Source organism: Asticcacaulis tiandongensis, from assembly GCF_006475605.1.
Lineage (GTDB): Bacteria > Pseudomonadota > Alphaproteobacteria > Caulobacterales > Caulobacteraceae > Asticcacaulis > Asticcacaulis tiandongensis.
The window spans coordinates 1,109,396-1,128,528 of sequence record NZ_SSBC01000010.1 but is presented as its reverse complement, the minus strand read 5'-3'; the positions used below and the strand labels follow the sequence as shown (position 1 = coordinate 1,128,528).

15 protein-coding genes are annotated in these 19,133 nt (G+C 57.5%); 9 read left to right on the top strand and 6 right to left on the bottom strand.

Annotated elements, in window-relative coordinates:
- Positions 1 to 22 precede the first annotated feature (22 nt).
- A complete protein-coding gene (locus E5201_RS09555; protein WP_140985798.1) occupies positions 23 to 712 on the top strand; it encodes an epoxyqueuosine reductase QueH in 690 nt (229 codons plus the stop codon).
- A 113-nt stretch (positions 713 to 825) separates the two neighbouring features.
- On the top strand, positions 826 to 1,074 hold the full coding sequence (locus E5201_RS09550) for a hypothetical protein (protein ID WP_140985797.1): 249 nt from the start codon (positions 826 to 828) through the stop codon (positions 1,072 to 1,074).
- Between the two features lie 2 nt (positions 1,075 to 1,076).
- Here E5201_RS09550 and E5201_RS09545 read toward each other — a convergent pair whose 3' ends face one another.
- The 4 genes from E5201_RS09545 to purB all read right to left on the bottom strand — a co-directional run bounded on the left by E5201_RS09545 (position 1,077) and on the right by purB (position 4,589).
- Positions 1,077 to 1,901: a peptidase gene (locus E5201_RS09545; RefSeq protein ID WP_140985796.1), complete on the bottom strand. Its 825-nt coding sequence runs from the start codon at positions 1,899 to 1,901 to the stop codon at positions 1,077 to 1,079.
- A gap of 27 nt (positions 1,902 to 1,928) precedes the next feature.
- Entirely contained in the window at positions 1,929 to 2,390 is a 462-nt protein-coding gene (locus E5201_RS09540) for a DUF350 domain-containing protein (protein WP_246050540.1), read from the bottom strand.
- 98 nt (positions 2,391 to 2,488) lie between these two features.
- Complete coding sequence (locus E5201_RS09535; RefSeq protein WP_140985795.1) at positions 2,489 to 3,193, bottom strand: 2OG-Fe(II) oxygenase family protein; 705 nt, start codon at positions 3,191 to 3,193, stop codon at positions 2,489 to 2,491.
- A gap of 91 nt (positions 3,194 to 3,284) precedes the next feature.
- Positions 3,285 to 4,589 carry an adenylosuccinate lyase gene (gene purB / locus E5201_RS09530; protein WP_140985794.1) on the bottom strand — a complete coding sequence of 435 codons (1,305 nt, stop codon included), beginning with the start codon at positions 4,587 to 4,589 and terminating at the stop codon, positions 3,285 to 3,287.
- Positions 4,590 to 4,800: 211 nt separating this feature from the next.
- Between purB and E5201_RS09525 the strand changes: the two genes are divergently transcribed.
- From E5201_RS09525 to E5201_RS09515, 3 genes are all read left to right on the top strand, one after another.
- Positions 4,801 to 6,570, top strand: coding sequence for a glycoside hydrolase family 9 protein (locus tag E5201_RS09525; protein ID WP_246050538.1), 1,770 nt, complete (start codon positions 4,801 to 4,803; stop codon positions 6,568 to 6,570).
- Positions 6,571 to 6,737: 167 nt separating this feature from the next.
- On the top strand, positions 6,738 to 7,808 hold the full coding sequence (locus E5201_RS09520; protein ID WP_140985792.1) for a peptidoglycan-binding domain-containing protein: 1,071 nt from the start codon (positions 6,738 to 6,740) through the stop codon (positions 7,806 to 7,808).
- A 112-nt stretch (positions 7,809 to 7,920) separates the two neighbouring features.
- Positions 7,921 to 9,501 (top strand): sodium:solute symporter family transporter, encoded by a 1,581-nt coding sequence (locus E5201_RS09515; protein WP_140985791.1) that lies wholly within the window; start codon positions 7,921 to 7,923, stop codon positions 9,499 to 9,501.
- On the opposite strand, the gene E5201_RS09510 is transcribed toward E5201_RS09515, so the two are convergent.
- Both E5201_RS09510 and E5201_RS09505 read right to left on the bottom strand, forming a co-directional pair.
- Positions 9,485 to 10,753, bottom strand: a complete 1,269-nt coding sequence (locus tag E5201_RS09510; protein WP_140985790.1) for a 3-phosphoshikimate 1-carboxyvinyltransferase — start codon at positions 10,751 to 10,753, stop codon at positions 9,485 to 9,487. The two genes, E5201_RS09515 and E5201_RS09510, sit on opposite strands and share 17 nt — an antisense overlap.
- 82 nt (positions 10,754 to 10,835) lie before the next feature.
- Complete coding sequence (locus tag E5201_RS09505; RefSeq protein ID WP_140985789.1) at positions 10,836 to 13,001, bottom strand: putative bifunctional diguanylate cyclase/phosphodiesterase; 2,166 nt, start codon at positions 12,999 to 13,001, stop codon at positions 10,836 to 10,838.
- Positions 13,002 to 13,354: 353 nt separating this feature from the next.
- On the opposite strand from E5201_RS09505, the gene prfA reads away from it, so the two are divergent.
- From prfA to parC, 4 genes are all read left to right on the top strand, one after another.
- Entirely contained in the window at positions 13,355 to 14,428 is a 1,074-nt protein-coding gene (gene prfA / locus E5201_RS09500; protein WP_140986114.1) for a peptide chain release factor 1, read from the top strand.
- A gap of 275 nt (positions 14,429 to 14,703) precedes the next feature.
- Entirely contained in the window at positions 14,704 to 16,326 is a 1,623-nt protein-coding gene (locus tag E5201_RS09495) for a family 43 glycosylhydrolase (RefSeq protein ID WP_140985788.1), read from the top strand.
- Between the two features lie 65 nt (positions 16,327 to 16,391).
- The gene (gene queF, locus E5201_RS09490) at positions 16,392 to 16,853 is read left to right on the top strand and encodes a preQ(1) synthase (protein ID WP_140985787.1); all 462 of its coding nucleotides are present in this window, start codon (positions 16,392 to 16,394) and stop codon (positions 16,851 to 16,853) included.
- Positions 16,854 to 16,901: 48 nt separating this feature from the next.
- Positions 16,902 to 19,118, top strand: a complete 2,217-nt coding sequence (gene parC, locus E5201_RS09485; RefSeq protein ID WP_140985786.1) for a DNA topoisomerase IV subunit A — start codon at positions 16,902 to 16,904, stop codon at positions 19,116 to 19,118.
- Positions 19,119 to 19,133 lie beyond the last annotated feature (15 nt).

Sequence of the window (19,133 nt, the reverse complement as noted above, 5' to 3'; positions counted from 1 at the left end):
GGTCATGATATGGACGCGCCCCATGAGCAAGCCACAGAATGACAATCCTCCGACCGAATTTCAGCGCCCTGTCCTGACGCCGCCGAATGGTGAGACAAAGGTGCTGCTGCATTCGTGTTGTGCACCCTGTTCGGGTGAGGTCATGGAGGCCATGCTGGCGTCTGGTGTCGAATACACCATCTTTTTCTATAATCCGAACATCCATCCTGAGCGTGAATATCTGCTGCGTAAGGACGAGAATATACGCTTTGCCGAAAAGCATGGCGTGCCGTTCATCGATGCTGATTACGACACCGACAACTGGTTCGAGCGTGCCAAGGGCATGGAGTGGGAACCGGAGCGGGGCATCCGCTGCACCATGTGCTTTGACATGCGCTTTGAACGTACCGCCCTTTATGCACACGAGCACGGCTTTCCGGTGATGACCAGTTCGCTGGGGATTTCGCGCTGGAAGGACATGAAGCAGATCAACGGCAGCGGCGAGCGCGCCGTAGCCCCTTATGAGGGCTTAAGTTACTGGGATTACAACTGGCGCAAGGGCGGCGGTTCCGCGCGTATGATCGAGATTTCCAAGCGCGAGGAATTCTACCAGCAGGAATATTGCGGCTGTGTCTATAGTTTGCGCGACACCAACCGCCACCGCCGCAACACGGGTCGTAAGGCGATTGAGATCGGCGTGCAGTATTACAACGCCGACACCAAAGGCGAATAGCAGGGCATCAGGCTTCCGACCTTCCTAGGCGGCTTTTATAAATCCCTGCCTCTGTGCGGACAGGCTTTTTATATTTCAGGGATTAAACTCCTTATTTAATAAGGAGGTATGTCATGTCTACAAAAAATCCCGCTGATCGTACGCCTGCGGATGTTGCCGAGCACGTCGGAAAAAAGGTCTTTACCCCCGGAGAGCTCAATCAGGCCGGTGAAGACAAGGAATATTTTCCGCCGGAAAAGGGCCATGAATATGATGTGCCTGAGGATGCCAATGACAACAGCCTGACGCCGGACGTACAGGTGGCCCCTGGTAACAAGATCAAGGTCATTGATAAGGATACGACCGATAAGAAGCCTGAATAATCTCAGGTTTTGATGCAGCCGACCTGCACGACGCGGTATTCGCGACGCAGCGTATCGGAGACGGTGCCGTAATTACGGCGTGTCAACAAATTCTCAGGCCCCGTTTCCTGTGGCCTTGATGACGCAGTTGTAAGCGTCGTTAGGGTTTGTGGGGTCGAGGAATAGATACGCCCGCGACGCGGCTTTGTCTTTATGGTGATGCCCACAACCTCACTTTGGGCATTAAGGGTCGGCCCGCCCAGAAGCTGATTGAGACTGCCCGGAATGTTCTGTGTGCGACCGGCAACGGCCCAGGCCATAACCGTTTCAGGGCCTTCAAAGCGGCGGCGGCTTTTGAGACGGGTTTCCCCAATCAGTCGTGCGGTCGCTTCGCCGATATGTCCCTGAGGGAAGCCCGGCATAAAGCCGCGCATGCCCGGCTTAAGTGAATTGGGGGCGGCCATAGGTAAGGGCCTGCCACCGCCACCCGTCACTGCCAGCACGTAGTTTTCAAGGCCGTCAATCTGGCGGGTGGTAAAGGGCACCCCCAGATTGCCCCCGACATTGATAAAGGGATGGGCGCAATCCTTAAGGCTTTCGCGCGCCACCACCCATTCGCCGTCCTTTGAAACGGAAAAGGCCGTGCCGCGCTTTTCCTGCTTGTCCATCAAAGGCAGGGTGATGATTTCACTTGGACTGAAAGGGGTGAAGGTGGCAAACAACGCCATTTCACCGGGGCCGGGCGGTGGTGGCGCCTCGGGGGCTACGGAGTTTTCTGCCCAGTGTCCCGTGATGCCGATAATCAGAGCCAGCGCCGCACCATAGATGATCCAGTCGGGAACTTTCATCGCCTGATCCCCCCCCTGAAGCCTGTTCTAAATTGACACGGCCGCGGCAAGCACCAGTGCCGCCGATAGCTTGGCCGCCACCAGAAGCACGGCGGCAGAGACTTCGCCTTCATTGATGCGCGCGGGTAAACCTGTGAGCAGAAAGTCCACCAGCCTGAAGACAAACAGTTGCAGCAGAATGGTCGCCCCACCCCAGATAACGACTTCCCGCAGGGAGGTGGAGGCTGCCAGCGAGGCTGCCAGAGGAATGGCCAGACCGAAAATAACGCCACCATAGGCTACGGCGGCAGCAGAATTGCCTTCGCGTATCTGGCCAATTTCCTTATAGGGCGTGAGGATGGAATAGATAAAGGCACCGACCACCAGCATCACAAGCGTGACGCCCGCATGCAGCAGAGTGACCGGAAAGCCATTGGCAAAGGCCTGCACTTCGGGGCGCAAAACCTCAGGCGTCAGGAAATCGAGTGTCAGAAAATCAGGTATAACCACCGTGAATGCCCCCGCTGTTTGCCTGTCCCGTCAGGCCGCTGCACATTGGCTTAAGCGGACTGCAAGATCAAGACCATAAGCGCGGGGCGTCAGGGCCCTCAGGCAAAGCGTCCGGTAATGGCAAAGCGCGGGCCACCGGCATAGGCGGCCAGAGAGGCAATCGAGCGCGGCTGGTCCCCGGCATAGAGCGACAAATCGTTCAGGCGCGGCATGATCCCGCCCTCAAGGTCCCCCGAGGGCGAATGGAACAGAATCTGCCCGCCCCAGTCCGAGCGCCAGTCATGGGTGAAGTTCCATTCAAAGCTTAAGGCCGCGTCCTTGTCGGTGTGCATGGTGAAAAAATCACCGGGACGATAGGCCGTAGCCGTCAGGGTCTGAAGCTTAAGGTCTGACAGGCCGGTGACGGACTGACAGAAAGCGGCAAAATCCGGCGACCAGACAAGTTGTGCCAGACGGTAGAGCGGATGATCCTCGCCCAGATTGCGCAGGGCGGCTTCGGAGGTCAGATCATATCCGAGATGCAGAAACGACAGGCCGGTTTGCGCCCGTTCAGCGGCGGCGGACAGGCGATCCTGAATTTCGGAGGGGTTAAGTTCCTCAAGTTCGGTGCGCGAGATAATATCCGGCGTACCCTCGGCGCTCATCAGGTGCAGTTCCCACAGGGTCTGCTGCTCAAGCGCGATATGTACCGCATGGGCATCATCGGGCGACAGCGCGCCTTCGAGGCGCACACGGCCTTTTTTGGCGAAACGATCGCTAAAGCCGTCAAAGTCAAAGGCGTCTGAGAGCAGGGTGAGGGACATGGGAAACCTTTACAATACAGAACCCCCACCACCGCATCTTGCCTGCGGCTCGTGCGGTCCCCCTCCCCATCAGAGATGGGGAGGTATGGGTTTATTCGCCGAAGACGCGGGCGAAGATCGTGTCGACGTGTTTGGTGTGGTAGCCAAGGTCGAAGAAGGGCTCCAGTTCCTCACGCGTGAAGAATTTCGAGACGTCCTCGTCGGCACTCAGGAAATCGAGGAAGTTGCCTTCGCCGCGCCAGACGCGCATGGCGTTACGCTGAACCGCCGAATAGCTGTCTTCGCGGCTCATGCCCTTTTGCGTCAGCGCCAGAAGCACGCGCTGCGAGTGCACCAGACCGCCGAGACGGTCGAGGTTCTTTTGCATGTTTTCTGGATAGATCAAAAGGTTCTCAATCACACCGGCCAGACGACGCAGGGCGAAATCCAGATGCACGCAGGCGTCAGGGGCAATGCCGCGTTCAACGGACGAATGGCTGATGTCGCGTTCGTGCCACAGGGCAACGTTTTCCATGGCAGGCACCACAGCCGAACGCACCAGACGCGCCAGACCCGTCAGGTTTTCCGTCAGGATCGGGTTACGCTTGTGCGGCATGGCCGATGAGCCTTTCTGGCCCTTCGAGAAGAATTCTTCGGCCTCAAGCACTTCGGTACGTTGCAGGTGACGGATTTCGACGGCCAGACGCTCAATGCTAGAGGCAACCACACCCAGAGCCGCGAAGAAAGCCGCGTGTCGGTCGCGCGGGATGACCTGAGTGGAGACCGGCTCGACCTGAAGGCCCATCTGCTCGGCGACATAGGCTTCAACTTCGGGCGAGACATTGGCGAAGGTGCCAACCGCACCGGAAATGGCGCAGGTCGAAATTTCTTCGCGGGCGATCTCAAGGCGTTTTTTGGCACGAACAAACTCGGCGTAGTAACCGGCCAGTTTCAGACCAAAGGTCACCGGCTCAGCGTGGATGCCATGCGAACGACCGACGCAGGGGGTGAACTTGTGTTCAAGCGCACGCTTTTTGATGGCTGCCAGCAGGGCATCTACGCCCTCGATCAGAAGGTCAGACGACCGCTGAAGCTGAACGGCAAAACAGGTGTCAAGCACGTCCGATGAGGTCATGCCCTGATGCAGGAAACGGGCTTCGGGGCCGACGATTTCAGACACATGCGTCAGGAAGGCGATGACGTCGTGTTTTACGGTGCGTTCGATCTCGTCAATGCGGTCAGCGTCAAAGGCGGCGTCTTTGCCCTTGGCCCACAGGGTTTCAGCCGCTTCAACCGGAATAACCCCAAGCTCGGCCATCTTGGTGGCGGCATGGGCTTCGATCTCGAACCAGATCTTGTACTTGGTTGACGGGTCCCAGATAGCGGCGGCCTCGGTGCGGGAATAACGGGGGATCATGGGAACCTCAGAGGGAGAATGACGGGAAATTACCCTGCTGATTAGAAACATACCCCCCAATGTCAAGACTTAATGTGCAGGCCACAGGTTTCGTCTGGCCTAAAACGCCGCTTCCTGATAGCGTTGTCATAAGTAAAAAATACAGGGAAAAGAAGTGATGACGCGTTGGGGAACGACGATAACCAGCCTTATGGCCGCGGGAACATGCCTTTTGGCTTTTGCCGCGCAGGCTGAGGTTACGGCCATTCAATTGAATCAAACCGGCTTTACAGCGAACTCAGGTAAGATTGCGATTGTCGTGACTGATCGCGAACAGCCCATCCACTGGCGCATCCTGAGCGCTAATGGCATTGAAGTGGCGTCGGGTCAGACCACGCCTTTTGGCGATAATGCCGGATCGAAACAGCGGGTACATCAGGCGGATTTTTCCCGCTTCAGGGCGCCGGGGCAGGGCTACGTCCTGACAGTCAACGGTACCCAAAGCCAGCCGTTTGATATCGGACGGGTCTATGAGCCGCTAAAATATGATGCGCTGGCGTTTTTTTATCATCAGCGTTCCGGCGTGCCGATTGAGGCGCAATATGTCGGCGAAAAATGGGCGCGACCCATAGCTCACGAAAAGGAAATCGTCACCTGCTGGGGGCCAAAGGATCATCGCGGCAATGAGTGGGGTGGATGTCCCTATGAGCTTGATGCCTCCCGCGGCTGGTATGATGCGGGTGATCACGGCAAATATGTCGTCAATTCCGGCATATCGGTGTGGACGCTGCTGAATATATATGAATACGGGCTGGCGAACGGGTTCGCCGACGGCAAGGTGAAAATCCCTGAAGCCGGTAACGGCGTCAATGATCTGCTCGATGAGGCACGGTTCAATCTTGATTTTATGCTGGGCATGCAGGTGCCCGACGGCCAGAACCTGACCCTGCCGCTCGGCAATCAGCGCGAAAACCTGACGGCACTTAAGTTCACAAAGGTTGATGCGTCGGGCATGGCGCACCATAAGTTACATGACGAAAACTGGACGGCCGTGCCGACTCCGCCACATCTGGATACGGAAAAGCGCGGTCTGTCCTATCCGTCCACGGCGGCGACGCTTAATCTGGCGGCCACCGCAGCCCAGTGTGCGCGTCTGTTCAAGGGTTTGGACGATGACTATGCCGCCAAATGCCTGACGGCTGCCCGACGCGCCTATGAAGCGGCCTTACGCGTACCGGACGCCTATGCCATTGATGTGCTGGCCGGTGGGGGCGGCGGCTATGGCGATTACGAACTGAGCGATGAATTCTACTGGGCGGCGGCAGAACTTTATCTGACCACCGGCGAAGAGACCTATCTTGAGGCGCTGAAAGCGTCACCGCATTATCTGTCGGTCGCTGATTTCAACTGGGGCAATGTGCCCACTTTGGGTACGATTTCTCTGGCGTTATCGGCACCGGATGAACTGAAACAGGCGGCGCGGGCGGCCATTGTCAGCCGTGCCAGAGCCCTGAAGGCGGAAACGGCCACGCAAGGCTATGCTGTGCCGTTTGATCGTGCCTATCGCTGGGGCTCAACAGCCGATTTCATGAACCGCGCGATTATTCTGGCGCTTGGGGCGGATTTCGCCGATCGCCACGGGCCGCAATATGCGCCCGAAGTGGTCAATCTGACCGACTATGTGCTGGGGCGTAATCCGCTGGGGTTCTCGTTTGTGTCGGGTTATGGCGAAAAGGCCATGCTGCACCCCCATCACCGTTTCTGGACAAATGACGGGACATTGCCGTCGCCACCGCCGGGCGTGATCGCCGGTGGGGCCAACCAGAGGCCGTCAGAAGTTGACCCGGAGGCGCTGAGGCGGCTTGAAGGCTGTCATGTTCAGACCTGCTATATTGATCATGTCAGTTCCTATTCGACCAACGAAGTAACAATTAACTGGAATGCGCCTCTGGTCTGGGTGGCAAGCTGGCTTGATGCGCGTGACGCAGGCTCTGGACGGTAAAATAAGGCCGTAATAAGGTTAATTTACGCGAAACACGCGAGTAGGCTTGTTGCAAGGGTTAATGAAGCGTTAAAATCATCAGCATTGAGCCAGAGTCGCTTTTAAAGGTGCGATGACTGGCAAAGGGATATTCAACGCCGCCAGAAGTCATATTCTGAGGTGCGGCAATGGTGATAAGGAAGACGCTGGTGCGTAACTATACTCTAAAGGCAGGCCTCTCGCTGGTGGCGGCAAGCGCCCTCATGCTGACAAGCGGCGCGGTAGCGGCACACGGCCATAAGCCGGTCGTTAAACGGACAAATCAGGTGCAAACCGAAAACCTGCCGGAACTCCGCCCCTATGACGAAGGGACGTCGGTGGTGGCGGATTCTCTGGGTGAACTGCCTGAGGATCTGCGGGCCATTGCCCGTCCGGGGCAATGCTATGCGCGGCTCCTTAAATCGCCGAAATTTGAAACCTACAGTGAGCAGATTCTCGTGGCCGAAGCCCGTACCGAACGGCGCACTGTGCCTGCGGTGACCCGCAGGGTCACGGAAGCGCAGGTCGTTGAGGAAGCCAGCTCTTACGAAGAGCGCGTACCGGCTGAATACGAAGTGCGTCATGAGCATGTTATGGTGCGTGAACCCTCAAGGCAGTGGGAAACCACACGTGGCTACGCCACGGGTGCAGCGCTGGTGACACCGCATGAGCATCGTCCGGTGCGCTACCGGGCGGATGGCACCTTAAACTGGCCTGGCAAGCATGAGGTCATGGTGCCGACCTCTTATGAAACCACCCAGTACCTGCATCAGGGCAGTGCCCAGACCATCTACTGCCTGACCGAAACACCCGGCGAATACAAGAAGGTTAAACGCAAGGTTCAGATCAGTCCTGAAACCGTGCGCCGCGTCGAAGTGCCCGCCAGAGTGCGTCATGTCGAACGCACCGTTATCGACCAGCCTGAGCGCGTCGTCGAAGAACATATTCCGGCCATCTATGATAATGTCGAACGCACCCGCGTGGTAAGGGAGCCTGAGCCGGTATGGCGTGAAGTCTTGTGTGAGCGTAACGCCTCACCGGAAACCATTCGCGCCCTGCAATATGCGCTTCAGCGGCGTGGCTATAATCCGGGCCCGATCGACGGACGTCTGGGGTCACAGACCGTCTCGGCTGTACAGAAGTTTCAGGCCGACAATGGTCTGGCGCAGGGACAGGTGTCACTTGAGGCCGTCGAGGCCTTAGGGGTACGGGTGCGCTAAGCGGGAAGACTTAAAAGCCAGGATCGGGAGGCCGCAGGACTATCTGTTCTGCGGCCTCTTTTCAAATCAGGGCGCGGCTGTCACTGTCTGAAAAAAACAGACAGGGGCGGACATGGCTGGGTTTGCAGGTTTCGATCTGGCGGTGGCGGCACTCTATGTGGTGGCGCTGGCGCTTTTGGGCGTATTGAGTCGCCTGAAAATCAGAACGCTTAATCAGCAATTTTTAGGTGCCCGGCAGGCGCGCTGGCCGATGGTCGGTTTTGCCCTGTTTGCCGCCACCATTTCCTCAACGGCATTGGTGGGCGTAAGTGGATCGGCCTATGCGCACGGTTTGAGTGTCTATAACTATGACTGGGTGGCGACCTTTGTGCTGGTGGCCTTTTGCGCCGTGGTGCTGCCGACCTATCTGGCGTCGGGGGTGTTTACCGTCCCTGAGTTCCTTGAAAAACGCTATGGCCGTTTTACCCGAACCTATGTCTCGGGACTGGCGATCGTGCTGTTTGTATTGGTGGACACAGTCGGGGCGTTATTCGCCGGAAGTGTGTTGTTCAAGCTGTTGTTTCCGGCCCTGACCCTGTGGCAGGTCAGTGCGTTATTATCCCTCTGTGCGGCGGGTTTCCTGCTGATTGGCGGCTTACGCGCGGTGATGATTACCGACACGGTTCAGGCCCTGATCCTGATCGGCTCATGCATGGTCTTGTCATTCTCAGCCCTGTCTCTGGTCGGGGGCTGGGAGGCGCTGACGGCACAGATTGATCCGGCAAAGCTGAGACTGGTCAGGCCCGCCGATGATGCCGTCCTGCCGTGGACAGGCCTGATATCGGGCCTGCCCCTGATCGGGTTTTATTTCTGGTGCACCAATCAATACATGGTTCAGAAGGTGCTGGCGGCGAAATCTCTAGATCACGGGCGCTGGGGCAGTCTGTTTGCCGGTGGCCTTAAGCTGTCGACCCTGTTTCTGTTGATTGTGCCTGCCCTGTGTGCGCTGGTGATCCTGCCGGGGCTTGAGCGGCCCGAAAGCGTGTTCTGGGCGATGATTGTCAAACTCTTGCCAACGGGACTGATCGGGCTGGTAATCGGGGCCTTTATCGTATCTCTGATGTCGTCATTGGCGGCGACTTATAATGCGGCGGCGACACTGGTGACGCTTGATTTCATCAAACGCTACCGACCGCACACCTCAGAGCGCTGGCTGCTGAATGCCGGGCGCGTAGCCATTTTATCGGTTATGGGCATATCCATGCTGTGGTTGCCGGTGATGAGCCGGATACAGGATACTTTGTGGGAATATCTACAGGCTATGTTGTCCTATGCCGTACCGCCGGTCGCTGCCCTGTTTCTGCTGGGGATTTTCTGGAAACGCGCCAATGCTTTTGGGGCAGGGTGCGGGCTTGTGATCGGAACGGCCTTAAGTATCGGGCTGTTTCTGGGGGGCGAAATATTCGACCTTATCCCGCTGCATTTCCTTGAGGCGGCCTTCGTCATTTTCGCCGCCAGCGCCCTGAGCATCGTCGCCGGAAGCCACCTGCGTCCGGCACCGGACTGGAACGACATATCCGGCCTGATGTTCATGCGCGCGGTGTGGCAACGCGAAACGGCACAGCTACGCACTGTGCCGATCTATAAGAACTATCGTTATCTGTCGCTGGGGCTTCTGGCGCTGACGCTTGTGGTCGTCAGTCCGTTCCTTTGAAGCTTACCCCTAAAGACGACAGGACGTTCCAGTATTCAGGGAAGGTCTTGCTGACGCAGGCGGGATTATCGATGACAATGCCGTGGATCATCAGGCCCGCCAGCGCAAAGCTCATGGCGATGCGGTGGTCGTTAAAGGTATCAATCACCGCCGGCAGGGTCTGCCCCTTAAGCGCCGGATCGCTGTGTACGATCAGATCGTCACCATCTTCGTGCGCCAGCCCTTCGAGGATGCGGTTCAGGCCCTGAGACAGGGCGGCGGTGCGGTCGCATTCCTTGACGCGTAAGTTAGCGATGCCGACAAAGCGGACAGGATTATTATTAAACGCCGCCAGTACCGCCAGTGTCGGTATCGAATCCTGAATTTGCGAGCCGTCGATGACCGCAGGCATATTCGGGAAGGCGCGGATCAGGTCACGTGAAGCGGCATCCGGCTGGGTGAGGGCCGAGGTGTCCATCTGATAGGTGATGTCACCGCCGGTCAGAACCTCAGCGGCCCACAGATAGGTACAGGCCGAGGCGTCGGGTTCCACATCATAGGTGGCGGCGCTGTAGCCGGTCGGCTCGACGCGCCACACGCCCTCAGACGGGGTGGAAACCTGCGCACCAAAGGCCTGCATGGCCCCGAGCGTCAGATCGATATAGCCACGTGCGCCAATGCCCGTCCCTTTCAGACGCACCTCAACCGGATGGGTGCCACAGGCGGCCAGAATCAGCAGCGCCGAAACATACTGACTGGAGAGATTGGCATCGACCTCAACGACCTGACCATCGAAGCGGCCGGTACCCTTAACCGTGACCGGCGGGCAGCCTGTCGGGGCGGAAACGTCAATCCCAAGGCTTTGCAAGGCTTTGACCAGCGGCAGGATTGGGCGTTTGCGCATATGCTCATCGCCATCGACCACGACTTCGCCATCGGCCAGGACGACAGCGGCTGTCAGAAAGCGGGTGGCGGTGCCGGCATTGCCGAGGAACAGCGGTTTATCGGGTGCCTTAAGCTTGCCAGAAGCGCGGACCATCAGGGTTGTGGCGTCGTGATTGGTGATTTCCACGCCCATTTCCCGCAGGGCAGCGGCCATATACAGGGTGTCGTCGCTGGAAAGCACACCGTTGAGGCGGCTTTCGCCTGCCGCCAGCGCGGCGATCAGCAGGGCGCGGTTGGTCAGGGATTTTGATCCGGGCAGAATGACCTGCCCTGTGAGCGGACCGGACACCGGATTGATTTCGAGTTGCGGATAATCGTTGATATGCACCGGACAGACCTCTGAGTGTTTGTCCGATGACTTAGTGTGCTGACTGTCAAAGGTCAATTGCCGTGGGGCTAACCGCCGCGTATTAGCGCATACGCACAATGCCGTGGGTGATGGCGGCTTTTTCAATCTGGCCAAACATCAACTCATCAATACCGTCGGCATCAACGGGGCGTGAGAACAGATAACCCTGCATCAACGGACAACCTGCCTGACGCAGGATATTGCGCTGGCCGCGGGTTTCGACGCCTTCGGCCAGGATGCCGAGATTAAGGGCCTTGGCCAGACGGATAATGGCGCGAATAACGGCCTCGGCATCGGGGTCAATCCCCAGATTGGCGACAAAAGACCGGTCAATCTTGATCTTGTCCACCGGATAGCGGTTAAGATAACTCAGAGACGAATACCCCGTGCCGAAATCATCCAGTGCAATCGAGAAGCCCATCTGACGCAGTTCGCGCAAGGTCTGCTGCGTATTCTGGTCGTCGTTAAGCAGGACGCCTTCGGTGATTTCGATTTCAATGGACTGTGCCTGCACGCCGGTGCTCGCCAGAAGGCCGGAAATGCGCGACAGGAAGCGGCTTGACCGGAGCTGGGTCGCAGACACATTGACCGCGACCTTAAGGCCGGGCCAGCGCTTTGAGTCAATCATGGCGCGGTGCATGATCAGGGCACCCAGTTCGTTCATCAGGCCGCATTCCTCGGCCAGAGGAATGAAATAGGCCGGTGAGATCGGCCCGCGCTCAGGATGCGACCAGCGCGCCAGAGCCTCAACACCGATAATGCGGCCAAAATGATCCATTTGCGGCTGATAAACGACCTCAATGGATTCGCTTAGGATCGCTTCGCGTAAACCGGCTTCCAGCAGTTTGCGCAGCTTTATGGTCGCGTCCATCTCGACTTCAAAGAAGGCATATTGCGACCGGCCCTGTTCCTTGGCGCGATAAAGGGCCAGATCGGCCTGACGCAAGGCTTCGGCGGCTTCGATATCGGCATCCTGCAAAAGGGTGACACCGATGGAACACGAGGAATAGACCTGCCCGCTCTCTAGAAGGACATTACCGCTTAAGGATTCAAGTATACGTTTGGACAGGGCGGCGGCACTGTGGGGGTTCGTGTCGGTCTGGACGATGACAAATTCATCGCCGCCCAAACGGGCCAGTGTGTCGCCCGCACGGATCATACCGGAAATTTTGGTAGCGCTGTAGCGGATCAGTTCGTCACCGGCGGTGTGCCCTAAGGTGTCATTGACATCTTTGAAGCGATCAAGGCCGATACAATGCACGGCGACATAGCCGCCCTGACGGCGAATGCGCTCAAGTGCCTGCGTCAGGCGATCGGTAAACAGGCTGCGATTGGGCAGGCCGGTCAGGGCGTCGTGCATGGCCATATGCTTGGCACGCGCTTCTGAGGCAATAAGATTGCGTGCGGTTTTCTGGGTTTCATGCAGCAAATAGAGGGCCACAGCCCCAAGGCCCATGGCAATCAGTAATACCGGCCCGATAGCGCGCATGAACAGGGCGTGACCCGCACGTTGCGGCACCCATGTCAGTTCGACAATCGTACGGCCCTGATCATCGTAAAAGGCGGCGCGCGCATCATCAGGGGCAATGATCTGTCCCGGGCGGACGATATGAATGGACGACAGCATATATTGCTGGGCCAGAGTCTTAAGTTCCAGACCGGTAATCTCGGTGGCGGCAATCACGATAGACGGTTGGGGAAGGGCCGACTGTTCGGTAAAGTCCGTCACCGGTGAGCGTACCGGATTGCCTGCGACCATATAGAGGCGACCGTCAATGGTAGCCAGCTGGCCGGAGAGCGACGGATCGTTTAAGGGGCGCAGATGGCTATCCTGAGTGCTTAAGGCCCGAATGCGATTGTGCAGCTTCTCGACATGCGGCCGGAAGGTTTCAAACTGACCGGGATCGGTTTCTCCCTTAATGCCGTAAGCAAAGATGGGCACGCCCGACGCATCAGTGATAAACGACCAGTCATAATTCAGCGTATTTATGTAATGCTCCCCAAAGCGGGTGCGTATCCAGTCCATGTCGCCGGCATTCAGTCGTTTGACGGCTTCTTCGGAGAAGGTGGTCGGGGCCATCCGACGGGTATTTTCTTTTATCAGATGCTCAATGCCAATGCGCACCAGATTTTCTTCGCGAACCCGCCCGGCCTGATCGGTCTGCAGAGCCCAGACCCACAGTATGCCAATCAAAGCACAGACGACCATGACGACAATTGTCGCCATGGGGGCAAGCAGCTTTAATTCACTCAAATCTCGTTTCACGAACGCTCCGAACTGGGCGGACTACGGGGAATATGTTTAAGTGAATAACCTAAATGTCTTAAGGTAACGCAAATAAAAATGCTTTTAGTTTTAAGGGTTTATTAGTGATTTCAACCGGGTGAATTTCCGCCCTTTCTCCAAGGGAATCAAGCTCTACGTGCGATATCCGTAAGCTGGTCCTGCGGCGCGAGCGGTTGGTCGGGGCAACTTTCAATTCCTGGCTCAGCACCGATTTTGGCGAAAAGCGCTTCACAGTTCAGGCATTGCGTTTTAGAAGGCCGTGACATTTTGATTTCTCAGGATTTGCACGGTTGATACATCTGCCACAGGCCAAGCTCGATCAGGTCGTTGACCGTTTCCGCATGATTGAGGCGCGCATGGAAAGCGCGACCGAAGGCGCGGAGATTGTGCGCCTGTCCAAAGAACATGCCGAACTGAAGCCGGTGGTGGATGCGGTGACCCATTTGCTTAAGGCGCGCTCACAGGGGCCTGAGCTTGAGGAACTGATGGCGCTTAATGATCCGGAACTGTCGCCTCTGGCCGCTGAAGAATTGCAGGCGCTGAAAGAAAGCCTGCCGGAACTTGAACATGGTGTGGCGCTGCTGCTCGCGCCTAAGGACAAGGACGAAAACGCCTCGGCCATTCTCGAAATCCGCGCCGGTACGGGCGGTGACGAGGCCGCTATTTTCGCCGGCGACCTGTTTCGCATGTATAGCCGCTATGCCGCCGGTCAGGGCTGGCGCGTGGAAGTCGACAGCATTTCCGAGGGTGATGCCGGTGGCTACAAGGAAATCATCGCCTCGGTGACCGGCGAAGGCGTGTTCGGGCGTCTCAAGTTTGAATCGGGCGTGCATCGCGTGCAGCGGGTGCCCGCAACCGAAGCCGGTGGTCGCATCCATACCTCGGCGGCGACCGTGGCCGTGCTGCCCGAAGCTGAAGATGTCGAAATCGAAATCCGCGATCAGGATATCCGCATCGATACCTATCGCTCATCGGGAGCCGGTGGTCAGCACGTCAACAAAACCGACTCGGCGGTGCGTATTACCCACATGCCGACCGGTATTGTCGTGACCTCTTCAGAAAAGTCCCAGCACCAGAACCGCGCCATTGCCATGCGTAACCTTAAGGCGCGGCTGTATGACCAGCAGCGTCAGGCGCTGGATGATGCGCGCTCCGATGCCCGTAAGTCGCAGGTCGGCTCCGGTGACCGAAGTGAACGTATCCGCACCTATAACTACCCTCAGGGGCGCGTGTCCGATCACCGTATCAACCTGACGCTCTATAATCTGTCGCTGTTTATGGAAGGCGATATGAACCAGATGATCAATGCCCTGATCGCCGATGATCAGGCCGCACGTCTGGCCATGCTCGCCGAAGAAATGGGCTAGGCGAAGAAGTGGGATAGTCCGAGCAACTTACGGCAGGGCAGCGGTTATCTCCTCCCTATGCGTCAGCATGGGGAGGTGGATCGTCGCAAAGCGACGAGACGGAGGGGTATCTTTTTTGGGTTGCAGCCAGAAAACCCTCCCGTCACTTTGCTCACGCAAAGCGCCACCCTCCCGCAAGCAGGAGGGAGAAGAATTGACTCCACACGGTTCTGAGGGATTGCAAAATTCGTCATACAAGTTATGTTTCCTGTGTGAAAATGAAACAGGGAACGGATATGACTGAAACCAGCCGCCGCAATGCGTTGAAATGGGCAGGCCTCGGGGCTTTTATGACCTCGGTGCCTGTGGCCGCACGGGCCGAAGCCGCCTGCGAAAGCCCGCCCGCTATTGACTGGGCCAAAGGCATCGAAGGTCAGCGCAAGGGCGACCTTGGGGACGGCACCTTCCTTAATCCGATACTGGCGGGCGATCACCCCGATCCGACCATCCTTAAGGATGGTGACGACTATTACATGACCTTCTCGACTTTTGAGGCCTATCCGGGGCTGATTATCTGGCACTCAAAAGACCTGATTAACTGGCACCCGCTGACGGCGGCTCTGACGAAAAACATCGGCTCGGTCTGGGCGCCGGAACTGATCAAGCACAAAGAGCGGTTTTATCTCTATATCCCGACCAAGAAAACATCGGCCCCCGACAGCCGCACCACTTCGTGGGTCATCTGGGCCGATAATATCACGGGGCCCTGGTCCGAACCGATCGACCTTGATCTGCCCGATCATATCGATCCCGGCCATGCGGTCGGAGAGGATGGCTCACGCTGGCTGTTCCTGTCAGCAGGGGACCGCATCCGGCTTTCGGACGACGGTCTTAAGACGGTTGGAGAAATCGAACATGTCTACGACGGCTGGCGCTATCCGGAGGACTGGGATGTCGAAAGCTATTCTCAGGAAGGGCCGAAGATCACCCGCCATGGCGATTATTTTTACGTCATTACGGCGGTTGGCGGGACGGCGGGGCCGCCAACGGGACACATGGTCATTGTCGCGCGGTCAAAATCCATCAATGGCCCGTGGGAAAACCATCCGCGTAATCCGGTGGTGCGCACCGAGTCTTTAAGCGAAAAGTGGTGGTCGCGCGGCCACGCCACGCTGGTCGAAGGCCCGAAAGGGGACTGGTGGACGGTTTATCACGGCTATGAAAACGGCTTCTGGACACTGGGGCGTCAGGCTTTGCTGGCACCGGTAAGGTGGGAAAACGGCTGGCCGGAATTTGACGGCGGCGACCTGTCGAAACCGATCCCAAAGCCTGCGGGCGGCAAACCGCATGGTGGCAAGCTGGCGCATGGCTATGCCCTGTCGGATGATTTCCGTGAGGATAAATACGGCATCCAGTGGAACTTCTTTAATCCCGCCCCCGACGAAGGCAAGCGCCTGCAACCTAAAGACGGCGTCCTGCATCTGAAGGCGACCGGTGAGGCCCCGAGTACATCTTCGCCTCTGGTCTGTGTGGTCGGCGATCAGGCCTATGAGTTTGAGATGGAGGTCGAAATCGACGAAGGCGCGCGTGCCGGATTGTTACTGTTCTATGATCAGCAGCTCTATTGCGGGCTTGGGTTTGATGCCAACACCTTTATCACCCACCAATATGGCATAGAACGCGGCAGGCCGGCCAATCCGCATGGGCGGCGCATGTTCATGCGCGTGCGCAATGACCGCCACATCATCAGCTTCCATACATCAAGCGATGGCCAGAACTGGAAACGCTTTGATCGCGGCATGGAAGTGTCAGGTTACCATCACAATGTGCGCGGTGGCTTTCTGATGCTCAAGCCCGGTTTCTATGCGTCAGGCAAGGGCGAAGCGCGTTTCCGCAACTTTGTTTATCGCGCCCTGTAGCAACAGAGGTGGATCAGGATCAAAAGCGGTGTATATGACGACAAAAGCCAGACGAGATGAGTGCCATGTCCCATTACACCGATAACCTGACCCAGCTTGGCGGGCAGACCGTTGCCGCCGATACGCCTGAGACGGCGGTGCTTGAGCGTGTGCCTAATCCGCACGCAGACATTGACTATGTGGCGCGGTTCACGGCCCCTGAGTTCACCTCGCTCTGTCCGGTCACCGGACAGCCGGATTTCGCGCACATAGTTATCGACTATGTGCCGGATCAGTATCTGGTGGAATCGAAGTCGCTCAAGCTGTTTCTGACGTCTTTCCGTAATCATGGGGCCTTCCATGAGGACTGCACCATCTATATCGCCAAGCGTTTACGTGACCTCCTTGAGCCACGCTGGTTGCGCATCGGCGGCTTCTGGTATCCGCGTGGCGGCATCCCGATCGATGTCTTCTGGCAGACCGGTGAGCCGCCGAAGGGCACACTGGTGCCGGACTTTGGCGTAGCCACCTATCGCGGGCGTGGTTAAGCCGCCAAAGCGCTTGTCTTAGGCGCGGCCACGCCGTAAACCTGAGGCATGAACGATATTGTGATTCCCGAAGAAGGCGGCCGTATTCTCAGCGAGCCTATGAATGAGGCCCTGTCACGGCGCTATCTGGCCTATGCCCTGTCGACCATCATGCACCGGGCTTTACCCGACGTGCGCGATGGCCTTAAGCCCGTTCACCGGCGGGTGCTCTATGCCATGCATAATATGCGCCTCAATCCGCAGGCAGCGGCGCGTAAGTGTGCCAAGGTCGTCGGTGAGGTCATGGGTAACTTCCACCCGCACGGCGATCAGTCGATCTATGACGCGCTGGTGCGGATGGCGCAGTGGTTCGCCCAGCGTTACCCCATGGTCGATGGGCAGGGAAACTTTGGTAATATCGACGGCGATAGCGCGGCGGCCATGCGCTATACCGAATGCAAGATGACGGCAGCGGCCATGCTGCTGCTTGAAGGAATTGACGAAAACGCCGTTGATTTCCGCGCCACCTATGACGGTCAGGATGAAGAACCGGTGGTTTTGCCGGCGGCGTTTCCGAACCTGCTGGCCAATGGCGCGACGGGGATTGCGGTCGGTATGGCGACCTCCATTCCACCGCATAATGTCGCGGAACTGATTGACGCCTGTAAGCTTCTGATCGCTGAGCCGAATACCGATACGGCGGGTCTGATGGCGGTTATTCCGGGACCGGATTTCCCGACGGGCGGGGTCTGTATCGACCGCCGTGAAGCCATCCATGAAGCCTATGAAACCGGTCGCGGTTCGGTGCGGGTGCGCGCCCAGTATGAAATCGAAGACGCCGGACGTGGTCAGTGGCGCATCGTCGTCACGGAAATTCCGTATCAGGTTCAGAAGTCACGCCTCATTGAACAACTGGCTGACCTGATCGAGGCCAAGAAAGCGCCGCTTCTGGGGGATGTGCGCGATGAATCGGCTGAGGATGTGCGGCTGATCCTTGAGCCAAAAACGAAAAATATCGAACCCGAAGTGCTGATGGAGAGCCTGTTCCGTATTTCCGATCTGGAAACACGCTTTGCCTTCAACATGAACGTGCTGGACAAGACCGGCACGCCGAAGGTGATGGGCCTTAAGACCATCCTCAACCACTTCCTTGACCACCGCCGTGAAGTGCTGATCCGTCAGTCGCAATGGCGGCTTGAACGCATCGAAAAGCGCTTGCACGTCCTCGAAGGCCTGATGATCGCCTTCCTCAATCTCGATGAGGTGATCCGCATCATCCGTGAGGACGAAACGCCGCGTCAGACCCTTATGGCGCGTTTCAACCTGACGGAACCGCAAGTTGACTACATCCTCGATACCCGCCTGCGTCAGTTGGCGCGGCTTGAGGAAATGGCCATTCAGGGCGAGCACGACAAACTGGCGAAAGAACGCGACGGTCTGCTGGCGCTTTTGGGGTCAGAGAAAAAGCAATGGAAGCGCATTGATGAGCAACTGACTGATGTGCGTAAGCAGCTTCTGTCGGCGCGACGCACGCGCTTTGCCGAGGCCCCGCAGGGCATCGAAGTGGCGGCGATAGAATCCTACCTGCCCAAGGAAGCCCTGACGGTTATCCTGTCGGAACGCGGCTGGATACGTGCGACCAAGGGTAAGGTCGATGATCCGTCAGAACTCAAGTTCAAGGAAGGCGATGAGCTTGGCTTCCTTGTGCCGGGCTTTAATACTGACAAGCTGTTGATCCTCACCTCTGATGGGCGTTTCTTTACGGTGTCCTGTGACAAGCTGCCGTCGGCACGCGGGCATGGCGAGCCGCTCAGGCTGATGCTTGAGATGGAAGAATCCGCCACCATCGTTTCGGTATTTATGTATACCCCTGAAGCCAAACGTCTGATGGTGTCGAAGAACGGCTATGGCTTCGTGATGAACGAAGAAGATGCGGTCGGCAACAAAAAGGCTGGTAAGCAGACGCTGAATGTCGGCACAGAAACCGAAGCTTTTGCGGCCTTGCCGATTATCGGCGACAAGGTGATGATCCTTGGGGAAAATAACAAGCTTTTGATCTATCCGGTATCGGAACTGCCGGAAATGGGCCGGGGTAAGGGCGTCAAGCTTCAGGGCTATAAGGACGGCGGCGTAAAGGACATCGCTGTCTTTAATTCGGCTGAGCCGGTTTACTGGTACGATGGCTCGGGCAAGGCGCGCGAATTCAAGGATTATTCCGAATATGAAGGCAAGCGCGCCTCGGTCGGACGGATGGCGCCGCGGGGCTTGCGCAAGCTCAGGCCTTAAAAAAGCAAATGCCCG

Excerpts from the sequence above, each read along its gene's own strand:
- E5201_RS09520 (WP_140985792.1), top strand. The coding sequence starts at position 6,738 with ATGGTGATAAGGAAGACGCTGGTGCGTAACTATACTCTAAAGGCAGGC.
- E5201_RS09515 (WP_140985791.1), top strand. The coding sequence starts at position 7,921 with ATGGCTGGGTTTGCAGGTTTCGATCTGGCGGTGGCGGCACTCTATGTG.
- purB (WP_140985794.1), bottom strand. The coding sequence starts at position 4,589 with ATGATCCCCCGTTATTCCCGCACCGAGGCCGCCGCTATCTGGGACCCG.
- E5201_RS09555 (WP_140985798.1), top strand. The coding sequence starts at position 23 with ATGAGCAAGCCACAGAATGACAATCCTCCGACCGAATTTCAGCGCCCT.
- E5201_RS09505 (WP_140985789.1), bottom strand. The coding sequence starts at position 13,001 with ATGGCGACAATTGTCGTCATGGTCGTCTGTGCTTTGATTGGCATACTG.
- parC (WP_140985786.1), top strand. The coding sequence starts at position 16,902 with ATGAACGATATTGTGATTCCCGAAGAAGGCGGCCGTATTCTCAGCGAG.
- E5201_RS09545 (WP_140985796.1), bottom strand. The coding sequence starts at position 1,901 with ATGAAAGTTCCCGACTGGATCATCTATGGTGCGGCGCTGGCTCTGATT.
- E5201_RS09550 (WP_140985797.1), top strand. The coding sequence starts at position 826 with ATGTCTACAAAAAATCCCGCTGATCGTACGCCTGCGGATGTTGCCGAG.
- E5201_RS09495 (WP_140985788.1), top strand. The coding sequence starts at position 14,704 with ATGACTGAAACCAGCCGCCGCAATGCGTTGAAATGGGCAGGCCTCGGG.
- queF (WP_140985787.1), top strand. The coding sequence starts at position 16,392 with ATGTCCCATTACACCGATAACCTGACCCAGCTTGGCGGGCAGACCGTT.
- E5201_RS09535 (WP_140985795.1), bottom strand. The coding sequence starts at position 3,193 with ATGTCCCTCACCCTGCTCTCAGACGCCTTTGACTTTGACGGCTTTAGC.